Source organism: Stenotrophomonas sp. YJH_SMC_101-4 (genome assembly GCF_059370395.1).
The window spans coordinates 60,468-78,038 of record NZ_JCAFTP010000006.1 but is presented as its reverse complement, the minus strand read 5'-3'; the positions used below and the strand labels follow the sequence as shown (position 1 = coordinate 78,038).

At 64.2% G+C, this 17,571-nt stretch carries 16 protein-coding genes; 2 read left to right on the top strand and 14 right to left on the bottom strand.

Features of this window, described 5'->3' with window-relative positions:
• The first annotated feature begins 106 nt into the window (after positions 1–106).
• Positions 107–1,123, top strand: coding sequence for a class 1 fructose-bisphosphatase (locus tag AC5P8D_RS18975; protein WP_014035428.1), 1,017 nt, complete (start codon positions 107–109; stop codon positions 1,121–1,123).
• Between the two features lie 108 nt (positions 1,124–1,231).
• Complete coding sequence (locus tag AC5P8D_RS18970) at positions 1,232–1,939, top strand: 2OG-Fe(II) oxygenase (RefSeq protein WP_019337497.1); 708 nt, start codon at positions 1,232–1,234, stop codon at positions 1,937–1,939.
• Between the two features lie 56 nt (positions 1,940–1,995).
• Here AC5P8D_RS18970 and AC5P8D_RS18965 read toward each other — a convergent pair whose 3' ends face one another.
• The 14 genes from AC5P8D_RS18965 to dnaN form a co-directional block, all read right to left on the bottom strand.
• Positions 1,996–3,087, bottom strand: coding sequence for a PA0069 family radical SAM protein (locus AC5P8D_RS18965; RefSeq protein WP_043397720.1), 1,092 nt, complete (start codon positions 3,085–3,087; stop codon positions 1,996–1,998).
• A gap of 145 nt (positions 3,088–3,232) precedes the next feature.
• Positions 3,233–3,976 carry a pyridoxine 5'-phosphate synthase gene (locus tag AC5P8D_RS18960; protein WP_049480384.1) on the bottom strand — a complete coding sequence of 248 codons (744 nt, stop codon included), beginning with the start codon at positions 3,974–3,976 and terminating at the stop codon, positions 3,233–3,235.
• A 9-nt stretch (positions 3,977–3,985) separates the two neighbouring features.
• Positions 3,986–4,255 (bottom strand): hypothetical protein, encoded by a 270-nt coding sequence (locus AC5P8D_RS18955; protein WP_329759981.1) that lies wholly within the window; start codon positions 4,253–4,255, stop codon positions 3,986–3,988.
• A gap of 40 nt (positions 4,256–4,295) precedes the next feature.
• Positions 4,296–5,756 (bottom strand): cardiolipin synthase, encoded by a 1,461-nt coding sequence (gene cls, locus AC5P8D_RS18950; RefSeq protein ID WP_029550763.1) that lies wholly within the window; start codon positions 5,754–5,756, stop codon positions 4,296–4,298.
• A 136-nt stretch (positions 5,757–5,892) separates the two neighbouring features.
• Positions 5,893–6,306, bottom strand: a complete 414-nt coding sequence (locus tag AC5P8D_RS18945) for an ExbD/TolR family protein (RefSeq protein WP_005411740.1) — start codon at positions 6,304–6,306, stop codon at positions 5,893–5,895.
• A 3-nt stretch (positions 6,307–6,309) separates the two neighbouring features.
• Positions 6,310–6,735: an ExbD/TolR family protein gene (locus tag AC5P8D_RS18940; RefSeq protein ID WP_005411739.1), complete on the bottom strand. Its 426-nt coding sequence runs from the start codon at positions 6,733–6,735 to the stop codon at positions 6,310–6,312.
• A 62-nt stretch (positions 6,736–6,797) separates the two neighbouring features.
• Positions 6,798–7,559 (bottom strand): TonB-system energizer ExbB, encoded by a 762-nt coding sequence (gene exbB / locus AC5P8D_RS18935; protein WP_004132614.1) that lies wholly within the window; start codon positions 7,557–7,559, stop codon positions 6,798–6,800.
• Between the two features lie 94 nt (positions 7,560–7,653).
• A complete protein-coding gene (locus AC5P8D_RS18930) occupies positions 7,654–8,322 on the bottom strand; it encodes an energy transducer TonB (RefSeq protein ID WP_010487418.1) in 669 nt (222 codons plus the stop codon).
• Positions 8,323–8,465: 143 nt separating this feature from the next.
• Complete coding sequence (locus AC5P8D_RS18925) at positions 8,466–9,653, bottom strand: tetratricopeptide repeat protein (protein ID WP_010487420.1); 1,188 nt, start codon at positions 9,651–9,653, stop codon at positions 8,466–8,468.
• Positions 9,654–9,785: 132 nt separating this feature from the next.
• Entirely contained in the window at positions 9,786–10,592 is an 807-nt protein-coding gene (locus tag AC5P8D_RS18920) for a M48 family metallopeptidase (protein WP_010487422.1), read from the bottom strand.
• Between the two features lie 71 nt (positions 10,593–10,663).
• A complete protein-coding gene (locus AC5P8D_RS18915; protein ID WP_043397715.1) occupies positions 10,664–11,509 on the bottom strand; it encodes a CPBP family intramembrane glutamic endopeptidase in 846 nt (281 codons plus the stop codon).
• A gap of 67 nt (positions 11,510–11,576) precedes the next feature.
• Positions 11,577–14,036, bottom strand: coding sequence for a DNA topoisomerase (ATP-hydrolyzing) subunit B (gene gyrB, locus AC5P8D_RS18910; protein WP_495203575.1), 2,460 nt, complete (start codon positions 14,034–14,036; stop codon positions 11,577–11,579).
• Between the two features lie 112 nt (positions 14,037–14,148).
• Positions 14,149–15,243, bottom strand: coding sequence for a DNA replication/repair protein RecF (recF, locus tag AC5P8D_RS18905; RefSeq protein WP_010487428.1), 1,095 nt, complete (start codon positions 15,241–15,243; stop codon positions 14,149–14,151).
• Between the two features lie 975 nt (positions 15,244–16,218).
• Positions 16,219–17,319 carry a DNA polymerase III subunit beta gene (dnaN, locus tag AC5P8D_RS18900; protein WP_005411731.1) on the bottom strand — a complete coding sequence of 367 codons (1,101 nt, stop codon included), beginning with the start codon at positions 17,317–17,319 and terminating at the stop codon, positions 16,219–16,221.
• Positions 17,320–17,571: the final 252 nt, after the last annotated feature.

The window sequence follows — 17,571 nt, the reverse complement described above, 5'->3', positions numbered from 1 at the left end:
CGACAGCGCAACGCATCTGGAAACGATTACGCCTTCCCGCGCTCACGCACGGCCCCGCCATACGGGCGACAATAGGCGTTTTCCCGCTGCCGAGACCTGCCCGACCATGTCCCGTACTTCGTTGACCCGCTTCCTGATCCAGGAACAGCACGCCGGCCGCATCAATGCCGACCTGCGCCAGCTGATCGCGGTCGTCGCCCGCGCCTGCACCAGCATCTCCATCGCCGTCAGCAAGGGCGCCCTCGGTGGCGTGCTCGGCGACGCCGGTACCGGCAACGTGCAGGGCGAAGCGCAGAAGAAGCTGGATGTGATCAGCAACGAGATCCTGCTCGAAGCCAACGCCTGGGGTGGCCACCTCGCCGCCTGCGCCTCCGAAGAAATGGACCACAGCCAGCCGGTGCCGGACATCTACCCGCGCGGCGATTTCCTGCTGCTGTTCGATCCCCTCGACGGCAGCTCCAACATTGACGTCAACGTCTCCGTCGGCACCATCTTCTCGGTACTGCGCTGCCCGACCAATGTCGAACTTCCGGGCGATGACGCCTTCCTGCAGCCGGGTAGCAAGCAGATCGCCGCCGGCTACTGCATCTACGGGCCCAGCACCCAGCTGGTGCTGACCGTCGGCCACGGTACCCATGCTTTCACCCTGGACCGCGAGAAGGGCGAGTTCGTGCTGACCACCGAGAACATGCAGATCCCGGCGGCAACCCAGGAGTTCGCCATCAACATGTCCAACCAGCGTCACTGGGAAGCGCCGATGCAGGCCTACGTCGGCGACCTGCTGGCGGGCAAGGAAGGCGCGCGCGGCAAGAACTTCAACATGCGCTGGATCGCCAGCATGGTGGCCGACGTGCATCGCATCCTGACCCGCGGCGGCATCTTCATCTACCCGTGGGACAAGAAGGATCCGTCCAAGGCCGGCAAGCTGCGCCTGATGTACGAAGCCAACCCGATGGGCCTGCTGGTCGAACAGGCCGGCGGCGCCGCCTGGACCGGCCGCGAGCGCATCCTCGACATCCAGCCCGACCAGCTGCACCAGCGCGTGCCGGTGTTCCTCGGTTCGCGCGAGGAAGTGGCTGAAGCCGTGCGCTACCACCACGCGCACGACGACGCACAGGGCTGACGGCCTATCGCCTGACAGCGGTCATGGCAGTTCGATGACATGACCGTGGGGTGACACCGAGGGCGGCAAACGGCACCATCAAGCCGTTGCCGCCTAAGGAATGCACGCATGCACGAGCAGGGCCCGGTCGATTTCATCGAAGTCATCCACAACGCCGTCCCCAGCGAGGTCTGCGCGGCCATCGTTGAACGCCTGCGCGCCACGCGTGGCCTGCAGCCCGGTGCCGTGGGCAGTGGCGTGTTCCCGGAACTCAAGCACAGCAAGGATCTGCGTATCAGTGGCCTGGACGGCTGGCAGGATGTCGACCAGCAGCTGCAGATCGCGGTGTTCAACGGCCTGCTGACTTATCTACGCCGTTATCCACAGGCTTTGATCGCCCCGCTGATGTTGCAGATCCAGGACAGCAACGGCCAACCGCGACGCCTGTCTGCCGAGGACTTCCCTGACATGCCACCGCAGCAGCTGGCCGACCTGGCTCGCACCTGCCTGCGTCCGGGTGCGATCAACCTGCAGTGGTATGCGGCAGGCGAGGGCGGCTATCCGTACTGGCACTGCGAGCTGTACCCCAAGGATGCGCAGGCCGAGACCCTGCATCGGCACGTGTTGTGGACGCTGTACCTCAACGACGACTTTGACGAAGGCGAGACCGAGTTCCTGTTCCAGGGGCGGAAGATCGCACCTCGTACCGGCAGCCTGCTGATTGCGCCGACTGCGTTCACTCATACCCATCGTGGCAATCGCCCGCAGGGTGGGGACAAGTTCATCGCGACCAGCTGGATCCTGTTCCAGAGTGCGCAGAAGTTGTTCGGGGGGTGACGCCGAGCGGCTCGTCGGCCTCGGATGTAGAGTCGAGCCATGCTCGACGGATGGACTCAGAACAACGACCCCTGCGGCGAATCCTTCTTCGGCGGCAACGGCTTCAGGAACCGGCTGCAATCCAGCTTCGGCCAATGACTGTTCTGCGCGTTGAAGCCGAGGCGCTTGCGCGCCAGCTTGAAGCGGTTGTTCAACAGATCCGCATACACACCCTGGCCCCGCATGCGGGTTCCGAACTGGCTGTCGTAGTCCTTGCCGCCACGCAGCTGCTGGATGGTGCTCATCACATGCGCGGCACGATCGGGATGATGGGTGTCCAGCCAGTCGCGGAACAACGGCGCCACTTCAAGCGGCAAGCGCAGCAGCACGTAACCAGCGGTACTGGCGCCAGCGTCGTGCGCAGCCTCCAGCACGGCCTCCAGCTCGCTGTCGTTGATCCATGGGATCACCGGCGCCACCATCACACCGACCGGAATGCCCGCTTCATGCAGACGCTTCATCGCGCGCAGCCGTGCATGCGGCGCCGATGCGCGCGGTTCCAGCTTTGCGGAAAGATGCGGGTCCAGCGTGGTCACCGAGAAGTGCACGCTGACCAGGTTCTCCGCCGCCAGCGGTGCAAGCAGATCGATATCGCGCTCGACCAGTGCGTTCTTGGTGATCAGCGAAAAAGGATGCTTGGTCTCCAGCATCACTTCGATCAGCTGGCGGGTCAGCTTGAACTTGCGCTCGATCGGCTGGTACGCATCGGTATTGATGCCCAGTGCGATCGGCTGCGGCACGTAACCCGGCTTCGACAGCTCCTTGCGCAGCAGCTGGGGGGCATTGGTCTTGGCGAACAGCTTGGTCTCGAAGTCCAGGCCCGGCGACAGGTTCAGATAGGCATGCGAGGGGCGCGCGAAGCAGTAGGAGCAGCCATGCTCGCAGCCGCGGTAGGGATTTACCGACTGGCTGAAGCCGACGTCCGGCGAGGTGTTGCGGGTGATGATGCTACGCGCGGTCTCGGCACGCACCTCGGTGCGGAGGCGCGGGGCAAGGAACTCCTCGCTCTCGTCCACCGCCCAGCCGTCGTCCACCGCCTCGCTGACGGTGCTTTCAAAGCGCCCGGCAAGGTGGGACGTGGAACCTCGGCCCTTGATCGCAATACCCATTGCGGCAGCGTACGTCGTGGCCGTCTCAATGGCTGCGACGGCCGCCTGAAGGGTTCAGGGCGGTGCTGAGCCGAGCATGGGCTCGGCTCTACAGTGGATACGGGTACCTTGTAGAGCCGAGCCCATGCTCGGCTGCATCCATCGGTCAGAGCAGCGCCAGGTAGCCGCGCACCGTAGCATCCAGCCCTTCATACAGCGCCTCGCCGATCAGCGCGTGGCCGATCGATACTTCCAGCACGTCCGGCACGTTCGCCAGGAAGTCACGCAGGTTGTCCTGCGACAGGTCGTGGCCGGCGTTGACGCCCAGCCCAACCGCCTGTGCGCGGCGTGCGGCGGTGGCAAACAGCGCCAGCATCGCCTCGGCATCACCGGCGGCGTGCGCTTCGGCGTAGGGGCCGGTGTACAGCTCGATGCGATCGGCGCCGACGTCGGCCGCCTGCTCCAGCAGCGGATTACCGGCGTCAACGAACAGGCTGACCCGGCAACCCATCGCCTTCAGTTCGGCCACCAGTGGTCGCAACCGCTCGCCGTCACGCTCGAAGTCGAAACCGTGATCGGACGTGATCTGCCCATCGCCATCCGGCACCAGCGTGGCCTGCGCCGGGCGGGTCTGTTCGCACAGCGGCAGCAGCCCGGGGTAGCCCTCGCGCGGCGGCGCGAACGGGTTGCCTTCGATGTTGAATTCGACGCCACGCGCGCGGGTCAGCGTCGACAGCGCCAGCACGTCCTCGGCGGTGATGTGTCGGCGGTCCGGCCGCGGGTGCACGGTGATGCCATGCGCACCGGCGTCCAGGCAGGCCTGGGCGGCACGCACCACGTCCGGTTCGGCACCGCCGCGCGAATTGCGCAGGACGGCGATCTTGTTGACGTTGACGCTGAGCTGGGTCATGGAACGGAACTACTTGGAAAGAGGGGACGGATCGTGGTCGTTGTGGTCGTCACCAGGGCGGGCCTGGGCCCGCTCGCGCAGGCGGCGCAGTTCCTCGGCATCGACCAGGGTGGCAGGGTCGCGCTGCAGATCGCCGAAGCGGGCCACGTAGCGGCCTCGCACCCAGGCCAGCAGGAAGGCGAGGGCGGCCAGCAGGCACAGAGTCATCAGCCCGGCGCTGGGGGTCTTCAGCGCGAAGGCGAAACAGCCCAGCGCCAGCATCAGGTACAACCAGTACATAGTGGGGCTCCCCGGGTGATCGCCGCAGTGTAGCGCTGCGTCAGAGCAGCGGCGAGGCCAGCCGGGCGAAGGCCTCGGGCAGGCGGTGCAGCCACAACGAGCGGCCGGCCTGGTCGCGCACCCGCGTGGAACGGTCGAACTCACCCTGCAGCAGTTCGGCCAGGGCAGCCACCCGGTCACGGTCACTGATCATCATCGACAGCTCGAAGTTCAGCCGGAAGCTGCGGTGATCGAAGTTGGCACTGCCAACGATGCAGACATCGTCGTCGGCGATGAAGGCCTTGGTATGCAGCATGCGCGGGCCGTACTCGTAGATCTTCACCCCGGCATGCAGCAGCTCGTCGAAGTAGGAGCGGGCGGCCTGGGTGACGAACCAGGAATCGCTCATCTTCGGTACCAGCAGGCGCACGTCCAGGCCGCCCAGCGCGGCCGAGGTCAACGCCATCCGCGCCGCTTCGCCCGGCACGAAGTAGGGCGTGACCAGCCAGACACGCTCATGCGCTTCCTGGATCGCCGCCACGTGCAGGCGATGGATCGTTTCCCAGCCCGAGTCCGGACCGGAGACCAGCACCTGGGCGTTGATCGCACCATCGCCGCGCAGCGGCATGTCGGCCGGCCACAGACGGGCGATGTCCATGCGCGAGGGATCCTGCCCACTTGCGTAGAGCCAGTCCTCGGCAAACACCAGCTGCAGGCTGCGCACCACGTGGCCGCGGATGCGCATGTGCAGGTCGCGGTAGGCATCCGCCCTGCGGCTTTCATCCTCGTCGTCGGTGATGTTGATGCCACCGGTGAAGGCGAGGCGCCCATCGACGATCACCAGCTTGCGGTGGGTACGCAGGTTCAACCACGGGCGCTTGAACGGCTTCAGCAGCTGCCGTGGGTGGAACCAGATCGCTTCGCCACCGGCGTCGAGCAGCGGCTGCAGGAAGCGGCGGGGCAGGGCGGAAGAGCCTACGGCATCGAGCAGCAGGCGCACCTGCACGCCGGCCTGTGCACGTTCCACCAGCGCGTCACGCAGGGCGGTTCCGGCATGGTCCGGGTTGAAGATGTAGTACTCCAGATGCACGTGGTCGCGTGCCTGTGCGACGGCCTCAAGCAGCGCGGCGTAGGTCGCCGCGCCGTCCACCAGCCAGGTCACTTCGGTGGCGCTGCTCGGCGCAAGCCCGGTCGTGGCCTGGGCGATCTTGGCCAGCTCGGTGCAGTCGGCGTCGGGTGGGCAGACGTCGCTGTAGTGCTCCATGCCCGACCGCGCGCGGCCACGGCGCAAACGCTGCCGCTTCACCTTCTGCGGGCCCAGCAGGTAGTAGATGAAGAGGCCCAGGTACGGCAGCAGCGCCAGCGACAGGATCCAGCTCAGCGTCGCCACCGGCTCGCGCTTCTGCAGCATGATCCAGCCGGTCAGCGCGAGCAGGTACAGCAGATAGGCCACCGCCAGGATGGTACCGAGGTGGGCAATGCCGTCCAGCCAGTGGCGCAGGGAGTCGAAGAGGGCGAGCATCCGCCGATCATAGCGGCGCATGCCACCCGATGGGATCCAACCTCGACCCGTGTGCCAGGATGAGAACAAAAAAAGACGCCCCTGTTTCCAGGGGCGTCTGCAGTCGCGTCATGACTGTTGTGTTGCGGTGTAGCGATTACTGCTGCACAAAACCGATCTTCTTCATCTGAGCGTTCTTCGCAGCGGCCAGAACCTTGGCCATCACGTCGTACTCGGAATCAGGGCTGGCGTCGATGCGCAGTTCCGGCTGGTTGGTCGGGTCACGCTGGACCTCCTGCTCCATCCGCTGCTGCAGCTCGCTGGTATTGATCGGGCTGTTGTTCCACGAGACCTGGTTGCTGGCGTCGATCTTCAGTTCGATCGGCGGCGGCGGTTCGACCAGCTGCGGCGGTGGGTTGAGCACGCGCTGCGGCAGGTCCACGGCGATCGGGTACGTCATGATCGGCGCGGTCACGATGAAGATGATCAGCAGAACCAGCATCACGTCCACGAGGGGCGTGACGTTGATGTCTGCCATGGGGCCCTTGCCACCACCACTACTGAATGCCATGGCTTATTGCCCCTTTTCTTTGGTCGCGACGAAGCCGACGTCAAGCATGCCCTGCTCCTGCGCGACCTTGGTCAGGTCGTTGATGACACGCATCTTGGTGGTGCGGTCACCACGCAGGTTCAGCGGCGGCTGCGGGGTCTGCTGGGCGGCGGTCGCCAAGCGCGACTCGAGAGTCTGCTTGTTGATTTCTTCGTCGTTCCAGTAGATCGAGCCGTCTTCCTTGACTGCCAGGGTGATCGGTCCGGAACGCTTTTCAGCGTCTTCCGGCTTCTGGATCAGGTTGGCTTCCGGCAGATCCACCTTGACCTTGTGGGACATCAGGGGCGCCGTGATGATGAAGATGATCAGCAGCACCAGCATCACGTCCACGAGGGGCGTAACGTTGATGTCGGCCATGGGGCCGCCGCTGTTACCACTACTGAAAGCCATAACGGGCTCCGTCTAGATCTTGGTGACTACTTACGTTCGTCGCTGGGTGACGCGCGCCGCAATTAGCGGACGCGCGAGCCGGTGGCGAAGAAGTCGTGCAGGTCGTGCGCGAAGGTATCGAACTTGCTGATGGTCGCGCTGTTGATCTTGCTGAAGAAGTTGAAGGCGAACACGGCCGGGATCGCGACGAACAGACCGATCGCGGTCATGATCAGCGCTTCACCCACCGGGCCGGCAACGGCGTCGATCGAAGCGGAGCCGGTGGCACCGATCTTGATCAGCGCGCCGTAGATGCCCCACACGGTACCCAGCAGACCGACGAACGGAGCGGTTGCGCCGACGGTGGCCAGCAGGGTCATGCCCGACTGCAGCTTGTTGCTTTCGCGGGTCACGGCCTGACGCAGGGCGCGGTCGACGAACTCCGAACGGCTCAGGTTCTCACCCACGCCGCCGGTGGCGCCGCCTTCAGCGCGCTGGTGGTGGGCAGCCGCCTGGGCAGCGTCCAGGGCGATCTTCGAGAACGGCTCGGAAGCCGGCTGTTCTTCCATCGCACGGATGGCGTCCTGCGCGTTCGGGGTGTCCCAGAACAGGCTGACGACGCGATCGGCGGCGCTCTTCAGGCGGGTAGCACGGAAGATGTTGATGACGGTCCAGTACCAGGACATGGCCGACATGACGACCAGGGTCAGCAGCACGACCCAGGAAACCGCGAAATCACCCGGCTTGGTGGTCATTTCGTGGATCAGGTGCTCGAAGCCCATCTGCGACAGGGCGTTGGACGGATTGCCCCCGGCAGCAGCGGCGATGAAAATTTCCTGCAGCATGACGCTTACCTTTGTTGTGTGTGGTGATAAAGGGTGTAGCTAAGCTAAACAATCGAACCGGGAGCGGGGGTGGCCACGCGGCCACCCGGGCGCATCAGTTCAGCGCAAAGTTGACCGGAACGCGAACGCGACCTGCCGTCTTCTTACCGCCTGCTTCAGCGGCGTTGAAGCGCCACTTGCGAGCCGCTTCCATCGCAGCACGGTCCAGGTCGCGGTTACGGCTGGACTTTTCCACCGTGACATTGGTGACGTTGCCGCTGGCATCGACATCAATGATCAGGATCACTTCGCCCTGGATACCCGCGCGGAAGGCTGCCGGCGGGTAGCGCGGCGGATTCATGGCCTTCGACGAGATGTCCACGCTGGCCTCGATCGAGGTCGGCGGTGCCGGCGGCGCCGGAGGCGACGGCGGGGTGACGATGTCGTTCGGGCGCGGTTCCGGCACGTCCACGACCGGCGCCTGCGGCGGCGGCGGGACCGGCGACGGCTTCGGCGGCGACAGATTCTTCACCGGCGGCGGCGGAGTATCGGTCGGCGGCGGCGGCGGCGGCGGCGGGGGCGGCGGCGGCGGGGCGTCGACGATCGTCACCATGACGTTGCGCTCCTTCTCAGCCACAGCCTTGGGAGCCACGGCGGGGATCAGGAGCATCATGAACGCGGCCAGATGCAGGGCAATTACAAACGCGATGCCGACGATGCGAGGCCAGCTCAGCCCCTTGTCATCGGGTTGTTCGTACCGGTGAACGACTAGTTGTTCCGTCATGCGCCAAGAGCTCAATAGTGGGGCCGGGATGCCGGGGGCGGAATCCCTGATCAGCGGTGCATGACACCGCAGGAACCTCCAAGCTTATACCAATCCTGAGCGCCTGCGCATCAACTGTGCAGGCATTCAGGCGTTATTCCTACTTACTTCAGGTTGATGATTTTTTTGGCATCAGCCTGGTTCTTCACACCCTTCGCCAGCGCCTGCTGGGCGGCCTGCTTGGCCTCCGGGATGCGACCTTCGGCATGCAGGACGCGTGCCAGGTTCAGGTAGGTCTCACCGTCCTTGGACAGCGGGGCAGCCTTCTGCCACGCATCGATCGCCTGCGGCACCTGGTCGGAGTAGTAGTAGGACTGGGCCAGCGCCAGGTAGACCTGGTAATCCGGCTTAAGGATGCCCTTCTGCAACCCTTCGTTGATGACCGCGATGACGTCCTTTTCCTTGTGTTCGGTGTTGGCATAGATCGAGTACAGCTGCTTGTACTCGCGCTCTTCGGTGAGCTGGCCGCTGCTGCGCAGCTTGTCCATCACCGCGGCAGCCTTTTCCATCTGGTCGGCCTGCATGTACATGCTGGCCAGGTTCAGCTGGGCCTTCTTGTCGTTCGGGTTCTTGGCGGCCAGCGCCTCGGCTTCCTTCACCGCTTCACCGGACTGGCCGGCTTCGGCGAGGGCCGCCATCAGCAGCTGGTTCCAGTTGTCCTTCGGTTCGGTGGCACCGGCGATGGCCTGCTTGAGCACCGGGATCGCTTCCTGGTAGCGCTCCAGCTGGTACAGCGCCTGGCCCTTGGCGATCAGTTCTTCCGGCTTGGTCGACTTGCTCTCGGCGAAGTACTTGTCCAGGGTCGCCAGGCCTTCGGCGGTCTGGTCTTCCTGCAGCTGCAGCTGGCCCAGCATCAGCATCGACTGGAAGTGGCCGTTGTTGTCCAGGCCGTTGAACTGCAGGACCTGCTTCAGGTAGGCAACGGCAGCCGGCGTGTCGTCGGTCTGGTAGGCGGCCTGCGAGGCCAGCTGCGCGGCCAGCGACTTGTCGTACTCGTTCGCGGCGCTGTCAGCGAGGATCGCGTCGGCCTGCGTGCGCGTCTCCGGGAACTTTTCCTTGTTGTAGCTGTCGATCATCTTCTGCAGCTTGCTGCCCAGCTTGGCCGATGCCTTGACGGTCGGCTCCTCGCGGGTCGCGTTCGGGTACAGCGCTTCGGCCTTGGCCTGCTTGCCGCCGCGGTTGCCACGCTCGGACGAACGCGAGGACTGCGCGAAGGCATCGGTGACCACGGCGCCGGTCAGGGCGGTCGCGACGAGGACGGAAAGCACAGCTTTGTGGTTACGGAAAATCATCGTTCACCTCGATCGAACCGCCGGTTAGCGGCAAAGTCGGACTGTCAGAAAAATCTGAGCCGCCAAACGTATCAGAAACAGATGGCGTGAGAAATCGTTTTATGTGCTGCAATACAGCATAGAAATGCGCACTCATCCGCACTTTGGCCGCAGCCCGGCCGCCTGCGCCTGCTGATAGACCGGCGTCAGAGCCGGTGCATCGCGTCGCAGTTCCTGGATCCGGTTGGCTGGGTCGGGGTGGGTGGACAGCCATTGTGGGCTGCGACCGCCACTGGCGGCCATCATGTTCTGCCACAGGTCGACCGCCTGCGCCGGGTTGAAGCCGGCCTGGGCCATCAGTCGCTGGCCGATCACGTCGGCCTCGCTTTCCTGGGTGCGTGAACCGGGCAGCAGGAAGGCGGTCTGCGCGCCCATGCCACCAAGCTGGTTGACGGTGCTGGCAGCGCCTTCGCCGTAGGCCGCGCCGGCCAGCGCACCGAGCACGGCCAGCCCGGTCTGCGCGCCCATCTGCCGGGTGATGCGCTCCTCGTGGTGGCGGGCGATGACGTGGCCGATTTCATGGCCGATTACGGCAGCCAGCTGATCCTGGTTCTTGGCGACGGTGAAGATGCCAGTGTTCACGCCGACCTTGCCGCCGGGCAGGGCGAAGGCGTTGGGCTCCTTGTCGACGAACACCGCCGTCTCCCACCGTACGCCACGGTATTGAGGCGGCAACTGCGCGACCAGGGCATTGACCACGCACTGCACGTAACCGTTCTGGCGGCCGTCGGTGCTGATCTTTTCCTTCTGCTTGGTTTCGGCGAACGCCTGAGCGCCGAGCTGATCCAGCTGCGCCTGCGACACCCCGCCCACCATCTGCCGGCGGCCGGTAGGGGAGGTCGTGGTCGCGCAGGCGCTGACCAGGGTGGTGATGACAAGGGCCAGCAGCAGTTGTTTCATGGATCCACCCCCGTGTTCATATGCGCAGTGTGTAGCGTAGCGGCTTAATCTTTCGTCAAGCGGACACGGCGTTACGTTGCCCCGAAGAACACAAGTGCGGCAAGCGCCACACCGTTGTTCAGCGCGTGCGCGGCGATCGCGGCCCAGAGCGTACCGGTGCGCTGGTACAACCAGCAGAACGCAGCCCCCATGCCGCCATAGACCAGCCACAGCTGCGCGATCTCGGCCGGGCCGTTGGCGCTGGTGCCAGGGATTTCATGGATGAGGGCAAAAGCAAGGCTGCTCAGTACCACGCCCAGCCACGGACGCCCGGCTTTCCACAGGCGGCCAAACAGCACGCGGCGGAACAGCAGCTCCTCGTAGGCCGGTGCCAGTACCACCGCGAACAGCACCAGGAACAAGGGGAAGCGCGCGATCGCGCTCTGCATCAGCGCCAGGTTGGTGGGAACCGGCTCGATACCGAACTGCTTGGCCAGGAAGGCGATGCCATTGCTGCCCAGCACGATCAGGGTCGCCACCAGCAGGGTCCAGCCCCAGGTGGAGGGACGGCGCAACGCCTGGCGCGACGCGTGGCGCTCGGCCGCGTTGGCCGGCCGTCGCCAGAAGTACAACAGCAACGCGGCACCGCCGGTGGCAAACAGCGCCATGAGAATCTGCGCAAGCGCGCCGGGCTGGCCCAGTGACGCCGCTACCGAACTGGCGTCGGGTGCGCCAGCGCCGGCCTGCGCGTTCGCGTAACCGACCACCACGCCACGGTACAGGCCCCACAGCAGGCCGCTGATCAGGCTCAGGCCGAACAGGGTGACGGCGGCGATGCCCAGGTCGATGAAGAACCCCGCCAACGGCGAAACGGCACGCGGCGCGGCAGAAGCCGGCGGAACCGGGGGCGGAGCGGAAACCGGGGCGGATGCGGACATCAGGTACCTGTGTTCAAGAGTCGAAGGCCGGCGCGCCTCCCCGCGCACCGGCCGTGTCCCGATTGTGTCAGATATCCAGGTTTGCGACCTTCAGCGCGTTGTCTTCGATGAAGTCGCGACGCGGTTCGACGACATCGCCCATCAACGTGCTGAAGATCTGGTCAGCAGCGACAGCGTCTTCGATGCGCACCTGCAGCAGTCGACGGGTTTCCGGATTCACCGTGGTGTCCCACAGCTGCTCCGGATTCATTTCACCCAGGCCCTTGAATCGCTGGATCTGGCGGCCGCGCTTGGCCTCCTCGAGCAGCCAGTTCTGTGCCTTGGCAAAGCTGTCGACTTCGATCGACTTGGCACCGCGGGAAATGGTCGCGCCTTCGCGGACCAGACCGTGCAGCAGCTTCGATGCCTGGTGGATTGCGCGCAGTTCGCCGCTTTCGAAGGCCGACATCGGCAGCACCTGGATGTGCTGTTCACCCATGTGGCGACGGGTCACCAGCACAGCGGCCGGGCGCTCGTCGTTGGCTTCCTGCAGTTCCAGCGTGAAGCGCGGGCTGCCCAGGCTGCCCTGGTTGAGGCGCTTGGCCAGTGCATCCAGGCCCTCGCCTTCACCGGCAGCGCGCAGGCTTTCCAGGTCCATCGGTACGAAATCGACCAGCGCTTCAAGCAGGTTGCGGTCGTAGCGATGTGCGTTGCGCTCGATCGAATCCAGCGCTGCCGCGTAGGCCAGCAGCAGCTTCTCCAGCGCAAGGCCTTCGATGCCGGGCTCGCCGGTGGCCGGCACCAGTGCAGCGTTTTCCACTGCGCTGCTGGCCAGGTAGCTGTCCAGCGCCGGGTCGTCCTTCAGGTACAGCTCCTGCTTGCCCTGCTTGATCTTGTACAGCGGCGGCAGGCCGATGTAGACGTAACCGCGCTCGATCAGCTCCGGCATCTGACGGTAGAAGAACGTCAGCAGCAGGGTGCGGATGTGGGCGCCGTCGACGTCGGCGTCGGTCATGATGATGATCTTGTGGTACCGCAGCTTGTCCGGGTTGTACTCGTCACGGCCGATGCCGGTGCCCAGCGCGGTGATCAGCGTACCGACCTGGTCGGAGGACAGCATGCGGTCGAAGCGCGCGCGTTCCACGTTGAGGATCTTGCCGCGCAGCGGCAGCACCGCCTGGTTCTTGCGGTTGCGGCCCTGCTTGGCCGAGCCACCTGCCGAGTCACCCTCGACGATGAACAGTTCGGACAGTGCCGGATCCTTTTCCTGGCAGTCGGCCAGCTTGCCCGGCAGGCCAGCGATATCCAGCGCACCCTTGCGGCGGGTCAGGTCGCGGGCCTTGCGCGCAGCTTCACGTGCACGGGCGGCATCGACGATCTTGCCGGCGATCGCCTTGGCTTCGTTCGGGTTTTCCTGCAGGAACTCTTCCAGGCGCGCACCGAAGGCATTTTCCACCGCCGGACGCACGTCGGAGCTGACCAGCTTTTCCTTGGTCTGGCTGGAGAAGCTCGGGTCCGGCACCTTCACCGACAGCACCGCGATCATGCCTTCGCGCATGTCGTCGCCGGTCAGGTTGATCTTGGCCTGCTTGGCGATGCCGTTCTGCTCGATGTAGTTGTTGAGCGCCCGGGTCAACGCACCGCGGAAACCGGCCAGGTGGGTACCGCCGTCCTTCTGCGGAATGTTGTTGGTGAAGCAGTACATCGTCTCCTGATAGGAGTCGGTCCACTGCAGCGCCACGTCCACCACGATGCCGTTGTGCTCGCCGGTGACCGAGATGACGTTCGGGTGCAGCGGAGTCTTCAGCTGGGCCAGATGCTCCACGAAGCTGCGGATGCCGCCCTCGTAGTGGAAATCATCGCGACGGCCATCACCACGCTCGTCGGCAAGGACGATCTTGACGCCGGAGTTCAGGAACGACAGCTCGCGCAGGCGGCGGGCCAGGATGTCGTAGTGGAACTCCACGTTGTCGTGGAAGGCGACAGTGGACGGCCAGAAACGCACGGTGGTGCCACGCTTGGTGGTGGCTTCCAGCTTGGCCAGCGCGGTCACGGCTGCGCCGTTGCTGAATTCCTGCTGGTAATGGGAGCCGTTCTGGAACACGTCCACCAGCAGCTTCTGCGACAGCGCGTTGACCACGCTGACGCCGACGCCGTGCAGGCCGCCCGAAACCTTGTAGCTGTTGTCGTCGAACTTGCCGCCCGCGTGCAGGACGGTCATGACCACTTCGGCCGCAGACACTTCGCGGCCGAGCTTGGCGCTCATCTGCTCGTGCTTGCCGGTCGGAATGCCGCGGCCGTTGTCGGACACCGAGACCGAGCCGTCTGCGTGGATCGTCACTGCAACATGGTCGGCGTGGCCGGCCAGCGCTTCGTCGATCGAGTTGTCGACGACCTCGAACACCATGTGGTGCAGACCGGTACCGTCATGCACGTCGCCGATGTACATGCCTGGACGCTTGCGGACAGCCTCCAGGCCTTCCAGGGCGGTAATGCTGTTGGCGTCGTAATTGCCGTTGTTTGCCGGGGTGTTCTGTTCGTCGCTCATTGCGCTTGCCGTAGGCTCCGCAGGTCGGCCACCGCTTGGGGCGATGCGCCGAGAATGAAAGGATTCCAACCCGAATTATACCAGCCGGGGTCGAGCGGCCCTGGTGTGCCCACTATGGCACAGCCACGATCTGTGCATGTTCCACGTGGAACCGGGCGATGTGGGTCAGTTCCTGCAGCGCCGCCGGGGTTTCGGTGGCGGTGATGAAGATCTGTGCCGGGCCATTGAGCAGGCGCTCCAATACCCGCGCCTGGTGGGTGCGATCCAGTTCCGAAGCCAGATCATCCAGCGCGATCACCGGCCATTCGCCGCGCTGTTCCGCATAGTCCTCGGCCTGTGCCAGCAGGCACGCCAATGCCGTCAGCTTGGCCTGGCCGCGGGACAGCGCATCACGCCCCGGAATGCTGTGGAAATCCACACTCCAGTCCGCCCGGTGCGGGCCGACCGAGGTATACCCGGCCTGCCGGTCACGTTCCCGGGCCAGAAGCAAGGCATCGGCCAAGGGAAGCTCATGCCGCCGCCATCCAGGACTCAGGTCCAGTCCGTGGATGCCCAGTTGCGGCGCCAGGCTGGCGGCCAAAGTCACAGTGCGCTGCTGCAGACGCTCCAGGTAGTGCTGGCGGCGGCTGGTCAGCGGTTCTCCGGCCTCGGCCAGCTCGTGATCCCAGGTATCGAGCATCCGCGACGGCCCGCCCTGCTTGAGCAGGGCGTTGCGCTGCTTCAGCGCCCGGGAGTAGCGGCGCCACAAGGACAGAAAATCCGGTTCCACGTGGAACAAGCCCCAATCGAGGAAGCGGCGGCGGGGTTCGCCACCACCACTGACCAGTGCATGGCTCCCGGGCTCGAACGTCACCACGGCCAGTGCTGCGCAGAGATTACCCAGCTGCGCGACATCTTCGCCGTCCAATCGCCCCTTCCAATCCTGGCCACTGTGGCGCAGCCCGGCTTTTCGGCGGTGCGGCGGGTGATTGGCACGCTGTTCGTCCCATTCCACGAAGATTTCCAGCGCTTCCTGGCCCTGACGCACCAGACCGTCGCGCACTCGACCACGGAAGCTGCGCCCATAGGCCATCAGGTGCAGGGCTTCGAGCACGCTGGTCTTGCCGGCACCGTTGTCGCCGGTCAGCAGGTTCAATCCCGGCTGGGGCGACAGGTCCACCGCACTGAAGCGACGCAGTTGATGCAAGGCGAGGCGGCGGATCTGCATGGGGCGCGAAAGACCATCCGCACGAGGCGGTAGAGGGGCAGGGAATCCATCAGCTTACTGCATCGGTCAAGCCGGGCGCGGGGCAGGCCGGTCGAGCCGAAGGTGCAGCTTCTGCACCCATCGATGGACGCGTTCCACGTGGAATGCGGGTGACGCGCCCGTTCCGGGCAGGAACTGCCCGAAATTTCTTCAAATCTGCGCGGGGTTCCAGAGTCCAGGCCCTCAGATTTCGCCGATTTCATGAGCACTGCAGGGCCATCGCGGGACACCTCGCGGGTGGTTCCGACGGATGACCCCGCCGATTCCTTCAAATCTGCGATCCGATGCCTTGGAGGGTTCCACAGATTTCAAGAAATCCAGGACGCTAGTTCCACACTGTCCACAGGAGGCATGTATGACTTATACACAAGGTATGGGCAATCTGTGGATAAAAAAGCCCTTTTGCTCAGCGCTGAAAACTATCCACAGGTTCCCCCCCAGGCCGAGGGCCCTCTATACAGGGGGTTTCAGGCTCATAAATCCCTTTAAAAACAAACAGATAATACATTTCTCCACGAAATCTGGCTCTACCATCACCACCATGCTTTAGATTTATACCCAGATTTAGAAGCTAGGATTGCCCAAGTGTGCCCCCGAGCCGGCCAGTGGACAGTGCCGTTTGCAGAAGCGAAGGACCTCCTCCCGGGGAAGATGATCTGCTGCTTCCACCATTGAAGATCAGGACAACGAAGTGGGACATGCGAAGCGCTCGCTGCCAGAACCCAGATGGCATGGAGCCCGACGAGCACTGCAAGACGAATTCCCAACGTCCTGGATTCCGAGTTGCTTCGAGCAAGCGAGATCGAGTTGGTTTGGGGCCGAGCAGGGCACGTCCAGGATTTCTACGATCCGTTTCGACAATGCTCCACGTGGAACATAAAAAAACGCCCGGGAGGTCCCGGGCGCTTCTGGGTTCCACGTGAAACAGCGTTTCCGTCAGAGACGCAGCGGCATCACCACGTGGCGCGACTTCTCGCTGCTGGATTCACGCACCAGCGCCGAGGAGTTGGAGTCGCGTAGCTGGATGATCACTTCCTCGTCGCGCAGGGCGGAGAGGGCATCCAACAGGTAGTTCACGTTGAAGCCGATGGCCAGATCGCTGACCGTGGTGTCGGCCTCGATCTCTTCCTGAGCTTCTTCCTGTTCCGGGTTGTGCGCGCTGATCTTCAGGTTGCCCGGCGAGACTTCCACGCGAATGCCGCGGTACTTCTCGTTGGACAGGATCGCGGCGCGCTGCAGCGAGGCACGCAGTGCTTCACGATCCACCTTCACTTCGCGGTCGGCACCGATCGGGATCACCGCTTCATAGTCCGGGAAACGGCCATCGATCAGCTTCGAAGTGAAGGTGACATCGTCGCGCTTGACGCGGACGTGGCTGCGGCCGACTTCCAGCTCGATCTCGCGATCGCCGCTTTCCAGCAGGCGCTGCAGCTCTGTCACGCCCTTGCGCGGCACGATGATCTGGCGCTTCGAACCGCTGGGCTTGGCCAGGTCGGTTTCGCAAAGGGCCAGACGGTGGCCGTCGGTGGCAACGGTGCGCAGTGCATCGCCACGCAAGTCGAACAGCAGACCGTTGAGGTAGTAGCGCACGTCCTGCTGGGCCATCGCGAACGCGGTGCGCTCGATCAGCTCCTTCAGGGTCGCTTCGCCGATGGCCACGCGCTCGGTGGCTTCCACTTCGTCCACCGACGGGAAGTCATTGGACGGCAGGGTGGCCAGGGTGAAGCGGCTGCGACCGGCCTGCACGGTGATCTTGTCACCGGTCTGCGAGACGGTAATCCGGCTGCCGTCGGGCAGGGCGCGGATGATCTCGAACAGCTTGCGGGCGGGAATGGTGGTTTCGCCGTCCTGGGCGTCTTCAACCGCGATCCGCGACACCATCTCCACTTCCAGGTCGGTACCGGTCAGCGACAGCTGGCCGTTCTGCACCTGGACCAGGAAATTGGCCAGAACCGGAAGGGTCTGGCGGCGTTCGACCACGTTGACGACCTGTGCCAACGGCTTGAGAAAGGCTTCGCGCTGCAGTGTGAAACGCATGTGGTTCCGTGCCCCTATGCTTTAAAAAATGTGGAATAAATCAAAAGCTTGGTGGTGCTGGTAGAGACAGAATCGCTGGAAAACAACGCTAAGTCTTTGTAAATAAAAGAATTTCAGACCTCGAAACTCTCTGTATTACCGACCCCCAAGGGGTGGGGAAAGCTGTGGATAAATTCGGAGCGATTTCAAACGCCATTTTTATCCACAACGTGTCCCGCGCTTGCTACCGGATTCTGCACCGTTTTGTGCGAT